We start from the raw sequence: 18150 nt of genomic DNA, 5'->3' as shown, positions 1-18150 counted from the left end.
GGGCAGCGGGGCGCAGGAGGCGCCATCACCCGCCCGTCGCGGGCACCAGCAGCGCGTCGCGCAGTTGGCGGACGTCCCCGCGGATCTCCTGGATGTCGATCCTGAGGGCGTCGATGTCGTGGCGGACGTCCTCGCGCAGGATGTTGATTTCGCCGCGCAGGCGCGTTTCCATCCTCGCCATGTCTCCGCGCAGGCGCGTTTCCATCCTCGCCATGTCTCCGCGCAGGCCCGCCTCCATCCTCGCCATGTCTCCGCGCAGGCCCGCCTCCATCCTCACCATGTCTCCGCGCAGGCCCGCCTCCATCGTCCCCATCTCGCCGCGCAATTCACCCATCTCGCCGCGCAGGCTGACGAACTGGGTCACCTGCAAGCCCGTCAGCGTCACGCCGACGGCGAGGATGGCGATCAGCTCCTGGCTCAGCTTCATGCGCTTCATACGCCCCCCGCGGGCACCAGCAGCTTGTCGCGCAACTGGCGGACGTCCTCGCGGATGTCCTGGATGTCGATCCTGAGGGCGTCGATGTCGTGGCGGACGTCCTCGCGGAGGACGTTCATCTCGCCGCGCATCTCGTCGCGCAAGTCGTTCATCTCCCCGCGCAGGCGGGTCTCCATGCTCGCCATGTCACCGCGCAGGCTGACGAACAGGATGAACTGCAAGCCCATCAGGGCAGCGCCGACGGCGAGAATGGCGATCAGTTCCTGGCTCAGCTTCATGCGTCCTCCCGTTCAAGGTTCAAGTGACGGATGGAGTCACGCAGGTGCTAGAGCCTTGATCGCCGATCGAGAGAGCCAACTCGATCCAATGCCTTGTGTGCGGCACCTCGCAGTCCAAGGTGACACCGGGGCGCGGGCGGCGCCATGGGAGCATGGGATGATCGGGGCGGGTCTCAGGGCGAGATGAGGGCGGAATAGCCCGCAAGGTCCTTGAGGGCATAGTCTTCTCCCGCTATTTGCAACAGTTGTACGCGGTACTGGGCGACGAGGGGACGGTGGGGCACCCAGAACTCGAGAACCGGACCCGAGGAGAGGGGCCCGGCGATGATGACCTGGGTCGGAGCGGTGGCGCGGGAGCGGTACAGTTCATAGTCCGCGGCGCGTACGGAGTCGATGGCCGGGCCTTCGATGCCGGGGATGTCGATGGGCGCTTCGATGCTGAGATGGGCGCCGATGTCGCGAGCGTTCGGTGGCAGGGTCAGTGCGACTTCGAGAAAACCGGGGTCGAGTTCCACGGAGTAGTCCTGCGCGGCGACGAAGCCGCCGACGTCGACCTCGATGCGGACCTGTCCCGGCCCGACGGTGCGCACCCATCCGTCGGGGTCGATGGTCGCGACCGCGGGGTCGCTGGTGGTCCAGGCGATGCGGGCCGGGGCGACGCGATGTCCGTTCGGGTCGTTCGCCACCGGGAGGGTCGCTTGCACCGACTCGCCGAGGAGGAGGCGGGGGCCACCCCAGTCGACCTCGACCACCGCGCCGCGCTGCGCGACGACGACGGAGGCGGATGCCATGGCGTTCCCGCTTGCGGCGGCGATCTGGGCGCGCCCGTTGCCGACCGAGACGGCCGTGCCGGCAGCGTCCACCGTGACGACCGACGGGTCGCTGGTCGACCAGGTGACTGGGGCGCCCGGCATGACCTGTCCGTTCTGGTCGTGGATGGTCGTCTGGAAGCCGGCCCGTTCCTGCAGCGCGACCAGGTTCACCGCGGCGGGGACCACCACGGCGCTGGTCGCGACGGGCGGCTCCACCACGTCGTCCCCGCCACACCCCAGGGCGATGGCGGCGGCGAGCAGGAGCGTAAGACGGTATTGGGTTCGATACCGAAAACGTAAGTGTTTTGGTGATCGATATAGTTGTTGTAAACGTTTTGGTGATCGATACAGTTGTTGTAAGCGATTTGCTGATCGATACCTGTTTCGTCTCGCGTCCGTCGACCGGCGATGCATGTGCGAGAGCGGAAAACGGTGGCTCGGCGGCAGCGTCGTGGGCGGGGCGGCGGCCGTCCCCCCCACCCCACACCCCGCCCCGCCGCGGCCGCAGCGGGCGACCCAGGAGAGCGCATCACCCAGGTCGTAGGTTCGGTCACGGTTTCCGAGGCGGTCGAGCGCTCGGGCCTGCACCTCGTCCAGGTCGTGTTCGCCGAACACGGCCGTTATGGCCGCCTCGACCGTGAGGTCCTCCCCGACCAGCAGGCTGTCGACCACCACGACCGACCGGGCGGTGGTGCCACCTTCCACCCGGATGCGGATCGTGTCGACGTATGTGCCCGGGCCGAGGTCGCCGGGGGTGCGGCGCACCACCACCCCGCCCCCCGCCACCCCGCGCGCCACGACCAGCTCGAGCCACGGCGACCCTCCGTGCACGGCCGTCCAGGTGGCGGTGCGCGACCCGTACCCCCCCACCTCCACGACCAGAGTGTCCACCAGGGGCTGGGCGACCCCCGCCAGCGTGGCCGCCGCCCCGCCCCGCCCCGCGACCGTCACGGTGGTCGCGGCCGCCACCCGGAGCGAGTCCACGAGGGTGGCGGGAGTCACGTACGGACCGTCTCCCGCGACCCGGATGGTGTCCAGGTACAGGCCGGCCGCGAGGCCCTCCACCCGCCGTGTCCACCGGACGCGACCCGGGCCCGTGCCGGCCGAGTCGATCAGCTCAAGCCACGCGGACGCCCCATGGGTCGCGCGCCACGCCACCTGCGCGGGCGCGGGCCCGGCGACCGCCACCTCGGCGGAATCGGCCACCTCCCCGGTCGCGCCCACCGGAACCTCGGTGTAGCGCCCCGCCGAAGAGAACGCGAGCGTGTTCACCGCCCGCACGACCAGCCGAACCGGCAGCACGGCCGCCCCCGCAGCCCCACCGGCTCGAGCCCCTGCGCCACCTGCGCCATCGCCCCGGAACTCCACTGCCGCCGCCGCCCCCGCCCCGGCCACCACCACCGTCACCGTATCGACGTACTCCCCGGGTGGGAGGTCGCCGGGGTCGATGCGCCATCCGACCGAGTCGAGCGCGCCGCCCTGCGCCCGCGTCAGCTCGAGCCACCCGCCGTCCGCGGCGCGCGCTTCCCAGCGGGCCGCCGGCCACCCGGTGCCGTAGATGCGCACCGGCGCGCCGCCTTCCACCGGGTCGCCGCCCCGGGCGACCACGATGCGCCGCTCGCCCCGGGTCTCCGCCACCAGCGGCGCGGCCACCGGCAGGGCGAACGCGCCCCGGCCGTGGGTCGCGGCCACCATGACGCCCGCGGCCGGCTCCACCGCCAGGTCGAACACCGCGACCATCGGCAATCCCTCGCCCAGGCGGACCCAGCCCCCGCCGCCCATCGAAGAAAACACGCCCAGGTCCGTCCCGATGTAGATCCGGGACAGCTCCGCGGGATCGAGCAGCACCGCGTTGACGGGATGATCGGGCAGGTCGCCGGTGATATCGGCCCAGGACGCGCCGTAGTCGCGGGTGACGAAGACGTGGCCCGTGCCGAAGCCCGAGAACACCGCGTAGGCGGTCGCGGGGTCGTGCGGGTGCACCGCGATGTCGCTCACGTAGCGCATGGGCAGCGACGCCGAGACCGGCCGCCACGTCGCGCCCCCGTCCCGGGTCACCACGATGTCCGATTCGGACGTCCCGAAATACAGCACGCGCGCATCGGAGCGGCTGGGCGCGATGGCCGAGATGTTCCCCGCGGGGGCTTCCGCGATCGGTTCCCATAGTCCGCCGCCGTCGACCGTCCGGTACAGCAGCTCGGTCCCGAAGTAGAGGAGGTCCGGGTCGAAGGGATCCATGACCAGCGGAGGGATGAAGAGCGCATCGTCGCCGAGATCGATGCCGCGGCCGCGGTAGCGGAAGGAGCCGCCGTTGTCGGAGCGCCTCGGCCCTCCGGTCCCGCCCCGCCACTGGGTCTCGGCCCACCTGCGGTCGAAGCGCGGGTCGAGCGCGGTGAAGCCGCCGTCGCCGCCCATCACCTGCGGCCAGGAGAGGTCGCCGTCGCCCTCGATGGTCCCGTTGTCCTGCGTGCCCCCGAGTACCGAGACCGCCTCCGCGCGCGGATGAATGGAGACCCCGGCGTAGAACTGGGTCAGGGAGAGGTTGGTGTTGAGGCTCTCCCAGGTGTCGCCCCGGTCCAGGCTCCGGTAGACGCCGCCGTCGTTGCCCACCAGCAGCATGTCGGGCGCGCGCGCATCGACGGTGAGGACGTGCTGATCGACGTGGATGTCCGTGCGGCCGAGGGTCGAGAAGGTCGCGCCGCCGCTGTCCGATCGGTACAGCATCACGCCCCCGAAGTACACCACGTCGGGGTCGGTGGGATGCACCTCCAGCGACTGGTTGTACCAGCACTGCCCGCAGCGCAGGCCCACGGCCGGCATCCGGCTCCAGGATTCGCCGCCATCGGTGCTGCGCGCGATGATCGCGGCCTCGCTCTCCCCGGCCGACAGGTAGACGACGTCCGGATTCGAGCGCGACTGCGCCAACTGCGCCCGCCAGGGCAGCATGCCGAGCCCCGGATCGACCTCGCGCCACGTCCAACCGGCGTCGTCGGACCAGTGGAGGGTGGCGTGGCCCCGCTTTTCCTCCCCTTCGGCCACCGCCGCGAACATCGTCTCGCGGGCGCCGGCATGCACCAGCACGTCGGTGACCACGCCGTCGAGCGCCAGCGTCCAGCCCACCCCCGAATCGGTCGAAATGAACAGCCCGCCCTCGGTGGCAGCGTAGACCGTGGTGGCGTCCAGCGTGCCCGCAGTCGCCGAGTCGACCACGACGCGCGAGATGGTAGTCCCGCCCATGGGGCCGGTGAACACGCCCTCGCCCAGCCGGGTCCAGCTCTCGCCCCCGTCCGCGGAGCGCAGAATCCCGCAGCCGTAGTAGCTGTCGGCGGAGAAGTGCTGCTCCCCGGTGCCCGCGTAGACGATGTCCGGGTCGACCGGGTCGAGCGCGAGGGCGCCCATCGCCAGCGAGCACTCCCGGTCGGTGAGGGGCCGCCAGGCGGCGCCGGCGTTCTCCGTGCGCCACACCCCGCCCTGCGCCCCGCCCGCGAGGATCACGTCCATGTTCGCGGGATGGAGGACTACCGCCGATACGCGTCCCGTGGAGATGGCGTAGGACTCGATGATCTCGGGGCCGAGCGGCTCCCAGCCGTCCGAAGCCCCCAGGCGCGCGGCGGCCGCGCCCGGCGGGAGACGAAGCACGGCCCGCCGGAGGACGCTCTCACGGGCCACCTGGAGACGGGCGCCCCACCCGGGGAAGCCGGGGGAACGGCGCTGTTCGAGGAAGAACTCCCAGCGTCCGCCGGGATCGTCCTGCTGGCCCGAGGCCGCCGACGCCCAGGCCAGGAGCGCGAGAACGGGAAGGGCGCGAAGCCGCCTCACCCGTGTCGGAAAGGCGCCCGCCCCCGCGGTGCGCTCGCGAGCCCCGTTACGGCGAGCATGTCATCCGCGCCGGCGGGCGCGCCCGGCACCGCTCGGCGAGGATCATGCCCATTTCGTTGCCCCCGCAGACGCTTTCCTGCGCGACCCTGGCCGCGGCCCCGGCATCGGGGCCGGCGCCCATGCGGCACACCTCCTCGCCGTCGAAGACCAGGCAGACCTCGCAGGTGACGTCGGCCGGGGCCATGGACGAATACATCACGTATCCGAGGAAGATGAGGATGGCCGCTGCGATGCCCATCGGTATCAGACGCTTCATCCGGCCAGCTCCTTCGCTTCAGGGGACCGCCGTGGCCCGCCAGAAGTCGATCCCGCCGGGCTGGTAGCGCAGTTCGGCGCTCGCCACCCGCTCGAGCGCCGACAGATCGAAGACATCGAGCGTGCCCGGCGTCGCGCCGATGGCTTCGTTGGAGACGAAGGCGTAGCGTCCGTCCGGGCTCGTCACCACGCCATGGGTGATGGGCCGGGTGGTCGCAATCCGGGCAAGCTCCTCCCCCGATTCCAGCGAGATCACGGCGACGGCCTGCTCGCCCTTCAGGGTGGCCACCAGCAGCGAACCGTCCGGGGTTACGTCCAGATTGTACGGGGCCGTCCCCGTGGAGAACCGCCGGCGCACGGTCCAGTCCCCGGCATCGATCTCAAGGATCTCGTCGTTGCGGTTGCAGGCCACGTAGACCACCCGGTCCGCGAGCGCGCCCGCGCCCGGCTCGGCCCAAGTGGGCGAACACACGGCGTCGGCCATCCCCGCCATGCGCCCCATGCTGGTGTCGTCGCGCATGGACGACGCCTGTCCCGGCTCCGTTCCCGCAGCCCCGGGACCCGCAGCGCCCGCCGGGCCGGCGGCCTCCGCACCGCTCATGACCATTACGTGGCGGCCCATCCCCTGGTCGCGGGCATCCAGCGGACCCTCGCGGCCCGGCGCCAGCGAGAAGCGCCGGCTCACCTCCAGGGTGGTCAGGTCGAACTCGACCAACTGGTCGGAGTGCATGCACGCCGAATACTGGAGCCCGCCCGAGGCGCTCACCCGGCTGCCGTGGGGCATGAGACAGGTGGTGACGCGCGAGAGCTGGGTCATGGTGGGGGTGTAGACCACCGACAGGTCCGAGGGCACCATGTCGCCATGCAGGTTGAAGTTGGCCACCACCAGGAACTGGCCGTTGGGGGTGACGCCCATGGTGGCCGGGAAGAGCCCCAGCTCCGCCCGCGCGACCAGGGTGTCGGCCCCGGTCGCGAACTTCCACACGTACCCGTAGGGCGTGCCGTGGGCGATGGTGAGGTACCAGAAGGCCCCGTCCGGCGAGACTGTGAGCCCGTGCGCCCCGTCGTTGTCGGCCGGCATGATCCCGACCGGGATCTCCTTCTCCACCTCCGCGCCGGCGCCGGGCCGGAACACCACCCGGCTCACGATGTCGGACGACTCGTTGGCCACGTAGAGGCGGTACTCCATCGGCTCCGGGGAGGCCTCCTGGGCGGCGGCACGCGCGCCGGGATGCACGAAAACCGCGGCCAGCACCGCACACGCGAACGCTGCCCGACGACCGCCGAAGCCACGCCCCGCCATCAGCCTCCCATGCCGCAGCGATCGGCGGAAAACGTCCATGCCCCTAGCCTGGCTCGTCACCGAGCCGACCACGGACGTATCCCTCCAAGTGAGCGACATCCTCACGAACCTGTGCGAGGCCCTCACGAACCTCAGCGAGGCCCTCACGAAGCTGAGCGACTTCCCCACGAAGCTGACCGACCTCCCCACGAACCTGGGCGAGGCCCTCCCGGAGGTCGGATCGGATGAACCCGTAGAAGCCTCCCAGCGCCAGCAGCAGCATGACGAACTGTCCCCAGTCCTTCATCCATGCGGATGTGGTGGCTGCTCTGGCTGTATCGGAATCGATCACGTTTCATGCCTCCGGTGCGTTCCCCAATCTGGCCTGCAACGCCCGAAACCGCCACAGAATGGGGCTGGCAGTAACGCAGTAGTTCTCACCTTCCGCCGGCGATTCGCGCATAGGATTCGTAGGCTTCCTCAAGCTCATTGACCGTGTTCCCGGTCAGTTCGAGGAGTGCGGCGATCAACTGGTCGTTGGAGGCAATCTGGCCAGCGTTGATGCGCTGGATGAGCGCGTACAGAACGCCCGGCTCATGGCGCTCCAGGTAGTCGAACAGCATGCACGACTGCGAGTAGGTGCGCCAGTTGTCCGCAAGGAAGGCATCGCCACTGAGACGAAGGAGCTGTCCGAGGGACATGAGACGGTCTTCCCGGTCAAACCGCTGGAAGAGAACGTTGCACCAGGAGTATGGCGCCGGGACCCGGAGCGAACCGCCGTCGGTGAACACACCGCCCTCGAAGTACATGGCCGTCCCTTCGACAAACCATTTGGAGGTGTCCCACGCCTGTGGCCATGTCGCGTAGACGAAGTCGTGGCCCACCTCATGTAGCTGAGTGCCCAGGTCCGGGATCTGGTACGGCATGATGAACCAGCGCGGGTAGTCCAGATAGCAGGCCGTGACGTTTCTGGCGCCGGGGATGAAGATCGTCGGACAGTGCGGCACAACCTTCTTGAAGACGGTCGAATCCGCTGTGTAGTAGGCATCAATGTAGCGGCCGCGGTTCTCGGCGTAGAGGGCGTCGAAGAAGTCCCACACCCGGCCCAGATGCTCCGCATGCTCCTCGCTGAAGGTAGGGCTTATGTCGGAGAATACGCGCACGTTGGCGACGTGATGCACGTGCGGATAGTCGGAGGACAGTGTCTGGAGCCATTCGGGATCCGTGTCGGGGAACGGGGCCGGGGGCCTCCGGGGCGATAGCTCACGCGAGATGGCGAACGCCAAAGCCGTGTCCGAAACCATGTCCAGGGTTCGGTCGACCGACGCAAACCCCTCCGCCGCCGCGCGAACGGTGAACTGCGCCTCCTCCAGGGATTCCAGCACGTAGCGACCGTGATCGTCGGTGGTCGCCTGTCGTCCGGCATCGGGCCCGTCGACGGCTTCAACGACGGCACCGACGATTCGGCCGCCGGGGTTCGCCACCGAGGGCCCCGACTCGGGGTCGGCCCATCCGTGACTGACGGTGCCTGACAGCGTCCACCGCGCCCGCGCCCCGCACGCGCCTCCGGTGACAACGGGGCAGAGGTTGAGGTCCAGGCTGTCGAAGTAGACCAGCCGGTGGGGGATCGCCGCCGCAATTGTGTCGGCCATGCCCGCGGTGATGCGGTCGCCGCGGTGCCTGACGGCCAACCAGGCGCTGAAGCTCTCGGCCAGATCCTCGCGGCCCGGGTAGTCCCGCGCATAGGTCGAGATGGACGTGGGGTCCGCTGCTTGCGCCGCCAGCCAGCCGGGCGCGGCCGCATGCGTCGAATCGAGCGACGTATGGACACCTTCGTGTATGAACACCTCCGGGAGGAATCCCTGCTGCCGGTATTGTTCACCGCGATCCGTATGCACGAGCAGGGAGCGGTTTCCTCCTCCGAACGCCTCATCGCCCCGATGTATCCAGACGGCGTCCACGTCGTCCCGCAGTGCGGCCGGCATCTGGCCGATCGCGGAGGCGTATTCGCGGGCTGCGGCTTCGGCCTCCGCCCTTGTGCCGAACTCCGGATTGACTTGAAACTCGGCGGAGAGGCCATTGGCGAACGTGGCGTCGAACAGGTAGGCCTGGATCGTGATCCACGCCGCGGGCCGTCGGTCATAGACAAGCCGTTCGCCGCGGCCAGCCGCCTCGAGACCCACGAAATCCGTCGGATCCGATGGAACAATGATATCCGGGTCCAGGAAGACGGTCCCGTGATAAGGCGGAACGTTGGGTGGGGCGTCGACGGTGATTCGGGCGGTGCCCCGGGCGCTCCCCGATGCCGCGGTCATCGTGGCCGTGCCGTTGGCCACGGCCGTCACCAGCCCGGAGGCGTCTACCGCCGCAACCGAAGCGTCGCTGCTCGCCCACGCGACCGCGGTGCCCGCCATCACCTGCCCGTTCTGGTCGCGTACCTCGGCGGTGAATCGGGCCGTCTCCTCCAGAGCGGTCAGCGTGGCGGAGGCCGGGTTGATCGTCACCGTGGTGGCCACGGGAGCCGGCGGTGGCGGAGGGGGCTCGAGGGCACCATCGCCGCAAGACAGGACCAGCATGGCGATCCCCGCGACGGCCATCCCCGGGATGGCGAAGCCCGCGCTCAGCCGTTCCCGTCCTCTCGCGCCCCACCGAAGGAGAATGTGTCCACTCATGTCACGAAACGCTGATAATTGCGAGCAAAACGCGAGTTAATCGATCACGGGAGCGAGATGTTAGCGATTCGTCTCACCAACCTGCAAGGACGACCGAAGCCGGGAGATCCGCTTGTCGACCCCTCGCCGAGGGCGACGGCTCGATGGCGACGGCATGCCTGACATCCTGGCGCCGATTGACACGGGGCGTTTGTGCCCGAATGGTGCAAACCCCAAAACGTGATAACGGACAGGATACCAAGATGGAACGACCCAGGAAGCTCAACGCAGGTTTCGTAAAGACCGTCCGGCGACCGGGCCGGTACGGGGACGGACGCGGAGGCTACGGGCTGTCGCTGCTGGTCAAGCCCACATCGACGGGACGGATCAGCAGGACGTGGGCGCAGCGTCTCTACATCAACGGCAGGGCCGTGAACATGGGTCTGGGGGCGTACCCGGTGGTGACGTTGAAGGAGGCGAGAGCCAAGGCGCTGGGGAATCGGCAGGCGCTGGCGCGGGGGATGGACCCCAGGAGCGACGGCATACCGACCTTCGCGCGAGCCGCCGAGAAGGTGATCGCGATCCACAGGGCGAACTGGAAGCCGGGTGGCGACACCGAGGAGCAGTGGAGGACCAGCCTGCGCGACTACGCCTACCCGAAGATCGGGCACAAGCCCGTGAACAAGATCACGACGACGGACGTGATGGCCGTCCTGCTGCCGATCTGGAACGAGAAGCGGGTGACGGCGACGCGGGTGCGCAACCGGATTTCGGCGGTGATGAGGTGGGCCGTCGCGAAGGAGTACCGGGAGGGGAATCCGGCCGGAGACACCATCGCGGCGGCACTTCCGAAGAACGGGGTGCCGGTCGTCCACCATCCTGCACTGCCCCACGCGCAGGTTGCCCGGGCGCTGGCCAGAGTGCGTGCGAGTACGTCACAACCCCTGACGAAACTGGCATTCGAGTTTCTCGTTCTGACCGCGTCCAGATCAGGCGAGGTTCGGAATGCGAGGTGGGCGGACATCGACGCCGGGGCCGCTACCTGGACCGTGCCGGGCAACCGCATGAAGATGGGACGCAAGCATCGGGTGCCGCTGTCTTCACGTGCTCTCGAAGTGCTCACCCAGGCGCGCCGCCGCTGCAACGGATCCGACCTGGTATTCCCCTCCCCGGCCCGCCGCGTGCTGACCGCTAACACGCTCTCTCTGCTCTGCCGACGCCTTGAAATCGGAGCCGTTCCGCACGGCTTCCGTTCCTCGTTCCGCGACTGGTGCGCCGAGCACGGCGTACCCCGCGAGGTCGCCGAATCCGCGCTTGCGCATGCGGTCAAGGGTGTCGAAGGCGCATACCTCCGATCCGACCTCTTCGAGCGGCGCCGAAAGGTAATGGAGGCATGGGCAGACTACCTGCGGTGACCGCGGGTGTGCGCATAACCATAGTGATAATCGCCCCAGGAGTATAGTCGTATAACGTTGTGATATCGTGATTTACCAATAGTCGGTGTCGGCCATTATATCCGTACCTCTGCAGTCGAGGGTCAGGTGGTCATCGAGGGCGAGGGCCTTGCCGGCGTTACAGTGACGCTGATCGGCGGTCCCTCGGACGAGAACTTCACCATGATGACCGACGCCGACGGCATGTACAGGTTCGAGGACCTGCGCCCCGGCGACTACACGGTCTCGATTTCGGACTTCGACACCCGCGACTACGAGTTCGCCGCCACGTCCCAGGATGTGAGCGTGGATCTCGACGAGACGGGCACGGTGTCGTTCACGGGCGTCCTCCTCCGCACTTCCGGCATCAGCGGCCGGGTGAGCGTCGAGGGCATGGGCCTCGACGGCATCGCGGTCACGCTGTCGGGCGCGGCCGATGGCACCAAGACGACCGACGCGGGCGGCCAGTACTCCTTCTCGGGCCTAGCGGCGGGCGACTACACGGTCACGATCGCGGTCGACGACCCCGCCTATGTGTTCGACTCGATGAGCCAGGACAGGACGGTCGGCGACGACGATTCACAGATTGTGAACTTCGAGGGCCAGCACGCGCGCACCGCGAGCGTTTCCGGTCAGGCGTTCCTGGACGAGCTGGACAAGAACGACATGATGGACGCGGGCGAGCACCCGTTGCCGGCAGCCAATATTCCGGTGGCGCTGGTGGGCCCGGGTGTCAATGACCAGCGGCTGAGCGCGACCGGCCCGGATGGCTCCTTCTCATTCCCGGGTCTGCGCGCCGGCTCCTACCAGTTGGTCGTGCCGATCGACGCCACGGCTGCAGCCGCGCTCGCGGCCAACGACGTTGCGTACGGCGGACCGGGGACGGGCTACGCCTTCGCCCTCGGAGTTGGCGAGCGCAAGTCGCAGGCCGTTCCGTTCGACATCACGCACACGACGGTCAACTTCTCGGTGTCGCTGAGGAGCGGTGACGAGATGGGTGACGCGCTTCCCGGCGCCATGGTCACGCTCTACGGCACGGGCGGCGCCAACGTCGGCAGCGGCACGACCGACGACGACGGCTCTGCGGTGATCAAGGTCGCGCGCGCCATGACCAGCGGGAACATGGTCAACGCGGGCGTCTCCGCTGAGGGCTACGATGTGGCCGACGGCATGACGGCCGTATCGTGGGATCCGCAGATGTTCGCGACCGCGGGTGCGAACTCCAACGACATCGTCAACCTGAACGTCGACGTGAGCATCAGCGGCGCGACGGTCGATCGTGGCGACTACGGCGGCGGCGAACCGCTCGCCGGCTGGGCCTTGATGGGCGATGGCCCGGACGAGTTGGGCGACGACGGCACCGTGACGTTCACGACCACCGTTGATGCGGTCCCGGCAAGCTTCTCGTTCGCGGTCGCCGACGACCAGGACGACGCCTTGGACGGCGGCGAAATGTACGAGTCGTCCGGCGGCGGGTACGTGCACACCGGCCTCTCGCTGGCGGGCAACATGGACGCCGACCCGATCGTGGTGACCTACACGACGCAGACGCTGAAGGTCTACGTGCACCACGAGCGCGACCAGGTCCGCGGCTACACGGGCAACGTCCTGGGCGGCGACGCCAGGGCGGCAGGGCTGGTCGATCTCGAGGTCCGGCACGCGACCGGGAGCGGCGGCAGGTTCACCAGTCCGATCTCCAGCGATGATTGGGACGCCAGGGCGAACTCGGGCGGCAGCAGGGGCGCGTACACCTTCTCGCACCTGCCGGCGAACATGGACATCGTCGTTCGGGCGGACGCCCGGGACGGCTACATGCTGCTGGATCTCGACCGGATCGACACCTATCGCAACATGGAAGAGAACGGCGTGATGGGCGGTGCGTTCGGCGCGATGGGCGGCTCGGGGCACACGGTGACGCTCTGTCCGCTGACGGAGGTCGAGCCCACGGGCCAGGACTTCGGCAAGTGCGGCTCGTTCGCAGTGGTCACCACGCACGGTGTGACCGCGAACGTGTCGAAGAACGGTGTCAGGAAGTCGGGCGTCGGGTTCCGTGAGAACCACCCCAGCGACGTGCGTCAATCGGGGATCACCGTCAGCCTCGACCCGGTCGACGGCAAGAACCTCGCGGGTGTCGGACGGGAGTTCACCACCGCGTCGAGCAACGACCCGACGACAGAAATCGACGAGCGCACGGACCACAACTTCGGCACCATGGCGGCCGGCGCCTACGCGCTCGGTCTTCCGGATGGATGGGCGGGCATGGTGGGTGACGCGCGCGCCAGCGCCAGCGGCGACAGCGGCCCACTCAGCCCGCTTGGGGCGGGAGGCCACGGCACGGACGTCCACATCGACGTCAGGCCCACGACCGCCACCCTTTACGGCTTCGTCCGCAACATCGACAACGCCGGGCTGGAGGGCGTGACCGTAACCGTGAACGGCATGACGGCCACCACCGACCACCTGGGCCGCTACATCGTGTCCGGCATCTCCCACGTGCGGAGGCAGCTCTTCGTGAACACCGCGAGGGCGGGATACCCGGAGACCAAGGCGGATTCCACGAACAACCCGGACACGGAAGTCCCCGGGTTCGCGGCCAACTCGGTCAGTCGATGGGACTTCGCTCTCAGCGGCGCGAACAACACCGTCGCGATCACCGGCACGGTCACGGAATCCGGGACCAACGCACCAATCAAGGGCGTGCGGATCAAGGTGGACGGCAAGAATCCGCTCAACGGCTTGCCGAGCGGTTCCAGGAAGGGGCAGCTCCTGACGGGAGACGACGGCACCTACACGGCGCTTGTCCCAATCCAGCCGAACAACGACCCGCTCGTGACGGTGAGTGCGAGCAAGTCCGGTTATCACTTCATCCCGCCATCGACGCCCGTAGCGGCTCTGGCTAGCACAAACCCGACCGCCAATTTCACAGGCTACGCGGCCACCGAGATTACCGGCAGGGTGACTGCTCCGGGCGGCAACGTGTCCATGAGCGACGTTACGGTCACGGCGTACGACGACCCGGCCATGGAGAAGGAGGATTCCCTGTATGCCGTGACGACCACGGAGACCGGGACGTTCAGCGTCTTCGTGCCGACGCTTAGCGGCACGGTCTACCTCGAGGCCGAGCCTCGGGCACTCAAGCAGGCGGACTACTCCACTACGAACTACCAGAATCTGCTGGACGCGATGAACTACGTCTGGTTCGATGCGCCGGCAACCAGACCCGGCGGTGCGATCGCCGTCATCCCCGGACAGGTGTTGCAGTTCGGCACCTTCAGCGGGCACAGCGTCCAGCCGAGGATCAACAGCGTGACGCGGAAGAAGGTGACGGACCCCTATGTTGGCTCCCTCGTCAACGGCGAGCCGACGAATGTCGTCGAGGTGAAGTGGGAGCACGACACCAGAAGTGCTTCCGGAGCGTACTCCGCCGCAGGTGGTGCTGGTGCGGCGCCCACCCTGACAACCAGCGCTGATGCCAGCGGCGAAGCCTCCACACCGGCCGCCACAACGACGGCGACCGACGGCGTGAGCGTAACGCACAAACGGACGACCACGTACACCATCCCCGCTACTCGCGCCAAGGACTATGGCAAGATCGGGGTCAAGGTCGGAATCTCCGTGAATGGGGCGGACGGAACCTCCGCCACCGCCACCAGCGCCAAGGTGGACCTCGCCGCCGTGCCGTCGGGTGTCACGGGCCTCAAGGCGGCTATCAACGTCACCGAAACCTCAGGCTCAAGCGCCCCCAATGCCCATACCATCACGGCTTCCTGGTCCGGACCGGGTAGCCCGGCGTTGGAGCACCGGATCGCCCTGGAAGTCCAAGTCCCTGCCACAACGGGAACATGGGAATGGGTCGTCTTCGATGGCAGCCCCCATGCTCAGCCTGGCATAACGAGAAACACTACCCCAGGAAAAACCGATTTCGGCCAGTGGAAGATGGGGGGATACAACCTCAGCAGCGGCGGTGGCAGATGGCCTGACGACGACTCGGGTGATACCTACCAGCTCAGCGTGGAGCAGCTGAGGAACGTGCGCGCCCTCCGCGTCGACACCAGAGTCGACGGCGGCGAGTGGATGAAGCATGCCGCGACGTCAAGCATCGATAGGACGAGCAAGCCGTACAAACCCTCAAGTGACGCCTCGCTGGGCAGCTTGACGCTGAGTCAAGGAACGCTGACCCCGGCGTTCAGCAGCACTGTGGGGACGTACACGGCTAACGTCGGCAACGATGTCGCCAGCATCATGATGGGGCTGGGGACGCCTACTGGGGCCACTATCGAAGTCACCAGGATCACCGCCGACGGACGCCTCTCCTTGACGGGCGCCAACGGCGTGTATGTGGTCGATTTGGTTGTCGGCTCCAACGTAATCGAGATTAAGCTGACCTCCGAGGACAGATCCGCCACCAAGACCTACACGGTGACGGTGACGCGGGGCACGGTACGGCTGAGCGTCCCGCGAAGTCTGTATGCGACGTCGTCCGGATCGGGACAGCTGACGGTTGGCTGGAGCCCTTCGGCGACCATAGAGGCCGGCCTGCAGGCCCTCGGCTACCAGATCCGCGCCGACGACACGGAAACTTGGACGGACGTCACAACAGGTTACATGCACGAAGTGCACGCAGCGACTGTCGGGACGGACGGAACGGAGTACACGTACTGGGTGCGCGCCAAGGCAACGGACCCGACCGACGGAAGCGATGTGTTTAGCGAAGCGGTAAGCGTCAGCGGAACGCCGTGGCCGACGGTTACGGGTACATGGAGCGCCGGCACGATTGACGAAGATGGCGGCGAGTCTACCCTGACCATCACGGCATCCGGTACGACAACAAGCGGCTTCACGGTGAGAGTCTCGGTCTCGGTGGACGGCGACGGCGAAGAGGGTAACGCCGACGCGGTGATGTTCCAGAGTGAAGTCGAAATACCGGCGGGCCCCACCACCGCCCCCAGCGCAACGATCGAGTTTACGGCAGTAGACGATGTGGCCGATGGCGATAAGACGATCGTGGTGGACATGATGCTGGCTGAGTCAGAAGCCGCCGGTCGGGACCCGGTCGCTGCCCCCGACCTGACCATCACGGATGACGACGAGGTGCCCGGTGCGGTGAGGAATCTCACGCTGGATGCGGGTGACGCATCAATCACTGCGCACTGGATCATCCCGGAGAGTCCCGGAACATCAACTATTACCGGCTACCAGTACCGCACCTACGTGACCTCGGACGGGGCTCCTGCAGCAGACGCGGCGACCCAAGGCTGGAAGTCGGCGACCTCGCCCCAGGCCATCACGACGGTCACGACGGCTACTGGCACACCCTCTCTGGTGAACGCCACGGAGTACACCGTGGAGGTTCGGGCAGTGAGTGCCGCCGGTGAGGGTACTGTGGCGTCCGCCACGGCAACCCCCGCAAGCTCCTAACCCCAACCCCCCGGCCTGATCGGATCACGCTTCCGATCAGGCCGGGGGAACCACCCCCGTCAGAGTCTCCCGTTGCCGCGAGGCGCGGGCCGAGATCCACGAATCTGGATCCACGAGCCCGAGGGAAAGGACTCTGGCGGGGGCGCATTTACCGAGAGCACCGTGGAGTCCAGCCATGCAACGCTCCGATTCCGCCCCGTGGCCCTTCCCCTAAGTGGTTCGGCCCGGGCGGCCCGGCGCTGGAGCACCGAATCGCCCTGTCAACGTCCCGGTGGACGCCACCGAGAAGGAAGTGGGAATGACTCGTGTTCCCGGGCAATGCCAATGATTCCACACGGCCAGCCCACCATGGCAGGGAGCGTTGCCGAGGGACGGCGGGCTTCGGCCGGTGGAGCTCGGCGGCGTTCGACATCAACCTCCCGGCCAGCGTTGACGGTTCCAGCGAGGACCCTGAAGGTCACCGGCGCATGGGAGGACGATGACGGTGTTGCCGCATACACGATCACCCTGGCCATGCTGAAGGCCGTGGCCGAGCTTCGCGTCGACACCAAAGTGGACGGGTGGCGATTGGGTGAAGCACACCGCGGCACCCATTGATTGATGGCGAACCAACCCTCCAACCCATCGGCCCGACCGATGGTGGCGGCAACCCCCCGTCCGGTTCGCCGGGCGGGGGTTCGCTCCGTGATGACCGGGAGGAAATGGGCCGGTGTTCCTCCCGTACGCCATGGTCGTCGAAGTCAACACGACGGTCGGTGTCAACGCGGAACGTGACACCCAAACGGCGCCTACCCACTCGATGCTGCGTGGACGGCAACGGCGAACGGCGGAAGAAATCGCGGCGAGTCGTCCCGCGGTCGTCGAGGCGGGCAGGCAGACACCAGCAATGGCGACAACAACCCAATCCCGGTCGGGGAGGACCGCGGTTCGTCGAACGACGCCCGGGCCCCGCCGCGGAGCCGGGGCCGACTCATCCCGCAGGCACGGAACGAGAGAGCGATGGCGCTTCGAACGACCACACGCGGACTCGCATCCCGTTGTTGGCGATCTGCGCGGCCGCGTCGTGGGCGTCGGGGTGCGGCGACGACGCCACGCGCCTTCCGTCCGAGACGCTTCGCGTGGCCAGCGTGACGGTCACGCCCGAGGCCGCGTCGCTCACAGCGCCGGACGCGACCGCGCAACTGAACGCGCGCGTGCTCGACGGCAACGGGCGGACGATGTCCGGGGCGGTGGTGATCTGGACGAGCGTGCGCCCCAAGGTCGCAACGGTCGGCGCGTCGGGGCTGGTGGCGGCGGCCGGCAACGGGACGACCACGGTCGCGGCGACGGTCGGCGCGGTGGCGGGCACGGCGACGGTGACGGTCGCGGTGGAGCATGGGGACCGGGCGGTGCTGACCGCGCTCCACGCGGCGACGGACGGGCCGAACTGGGCCGACGACGAAAACTGGCTGGGCGACGGGCCGCTGGAGGAGTGGCGTGGGGTGGAGACAGACGCCTTCGGCCGGGTCGCCCGCCTGGACCTCGGCGGCCGCCGGGAGGGGGAAACCGGCGAGTGGCTGCGGCACGGCCTGCGGGGCCCGGTCCCGCCGGAACTGGGGAGCCTCTCGGGCCTGACGTCGCTGAACCTGCGCGCCAACGCGCTGGCGGGTCCGATCCCGCCGGAACCATATATTCTCTTGTAAAGCACTCTATGCCAATGGTTTACA

11 protein-coding genes are annotated in these 18150 nt (G+C 68.2%); 4 read left to right on the top strand and 7 right to left on the bottom strand.

Annotated features, from left to right (window positions below; all coding sequences use genetic code 11):
• Positions 1-25 precede the first annotated feature (25 nt).
• From OXU32_08150 to OXU32_08120, 7 genes are all read right to left on the bottom strand, one after another.
• Positions 26-427, bottom strand: coding sequence for a hypothetical protein (locus OXU32_08150; GenBank protein ID MDE0073938.1), 402 nt, complete (start codon positions 425-427; stop codon positions 26-28).
• A 5-nt stretch (positions 428-432) separates the two neighbouring features.
• Complete coding sequence (locus OXU32_08145; protein MDE0073937.1) at positions 433-714, bottom strand: hypothetical protein; 282 nt, start codon at positions 712-714, stop codon at positions 433-435.
• A gap of 173 nt (positions 715-887) precedes the next feature.
• Positions 888-5345 carry a hypothetical protein gene (locus OXU32_08140; GenBank protein ID MDE0073936.1) on the bottom strand — a complete coding sequence of 1486 codons (4458 nt, stop codon included), beginning with the start codon at positions 5343-5345 and terminating at the stop codon, positions 888-890.
• A 46-nt stretch (positions 5346-5391) separates the two neighbouring features.
• A complete protein-coding gene (locus OXU32_08135) occupies positions 5392-5661 on the bottom strand; it encodes a hypothetical protein (GenBank protein MDE0073935.1) in 270 nt (89 codons plus the stop codon).
• 18 nt (positions 5662-5679) lie between these two features.
• A complete protein-coding gene (locus OXU32_08130; GenBank protein ID MDE0073934.1) occupies positions 5680-7002 on the bottom strand; it encodes a YncE family protein in 1323 nt (440 codons plus the stop codon).
• Between the two features lie 4 nt (positions 7003-7006).
• Positions 7007-7294: a hypothetical protein gene (locus OXU32_08125; protein ID MDE0073933.1), complete on the bottom strand. Its 288-nt coding sequence runs from the start codon at positions 7292-7294 to the stop codon at positions 7007-7009.
• An 85-nt stretch (positions 7295-7379) separates the two neighbouring features.
• Entirely contained in the window at positions 7380-9614 is a 2235-nt protein-coding gene (locus tag OXU32_08120) for an Ig-like domain-containing protein (GenBank protein MDE0073932.1), read from the bottom strand.
• A 242-nt stretch (positions 9615-9856) separates the two neighbouring features.
• Here OXU32_08120 and OXU32_08115 point away from each other — a divergent pair, with 242 nt between their 5' ends.
• The 4 genes from OXU32_08115 to OXU32_08100 all read left to right on the top strand — a co-directional run bounded on the left by OXU32_08115 (position 9857) and on the right by OXU32_08100 (position 18126).
• Positions 9857-11008 (top strand): tyrosine-type recombinase/integrase, encoded by a 1152-nt coding sequence (locus OXU32_08115; GenBank protein MDE0073931.1) that lies wholly within the window; start codon positions 9857-9859, stop codon positions 11006-11008.
• 126 nt (positions 11009-11134) lie between these two features.
• On the top strand, positions 11135-16444 hold the full coding sequence (locus OXU32_08110; protein MDE0073930.1) for a carboxypeptidase regulatory-like domain-containing protein: 5310 nt from the start codon (positions 11135-11137) through the stop codon (positions 16442-16444).
• Between the two features lie 429 nt (positions 16445-16873).
• On the top strand, positions 16874-17041 hold the full coding sequence (locus OXU32_08105; protein MDE0073929.1) for a hypothetical protein: 168 nt from the start codon (positions 16874-16876) through the stop codon (positions 17039-17041).
• A 440-nt stretch (positions 17042-17481) separates the two neighbouring features.
• Entirely contained in the window at positions 17482-18126 is a 645-nt protein-coding gene (locus OXU32_08100; GenBank protein ID MDE0073928.1) for an Ig-like domain-containing protein, read from the top strand.
• Positions 18127-18150 lie beyond the last annotated feature (24 nt).

This window comes from Gammaproteobacteria bacterium (assembly GCA_028819075.1).
Taxonomy (GTDB): Bacteria; Gemmatimonadota; Gemmatimonadetes; order Longimicrobiales; family Gaopeijiaceae; genus BD2-11.
The sequence above is the reverse complement of the archived record's forward strand: the minus strand, read 5'-3'. Positions and strand labels throughout refer to the sequence as shown.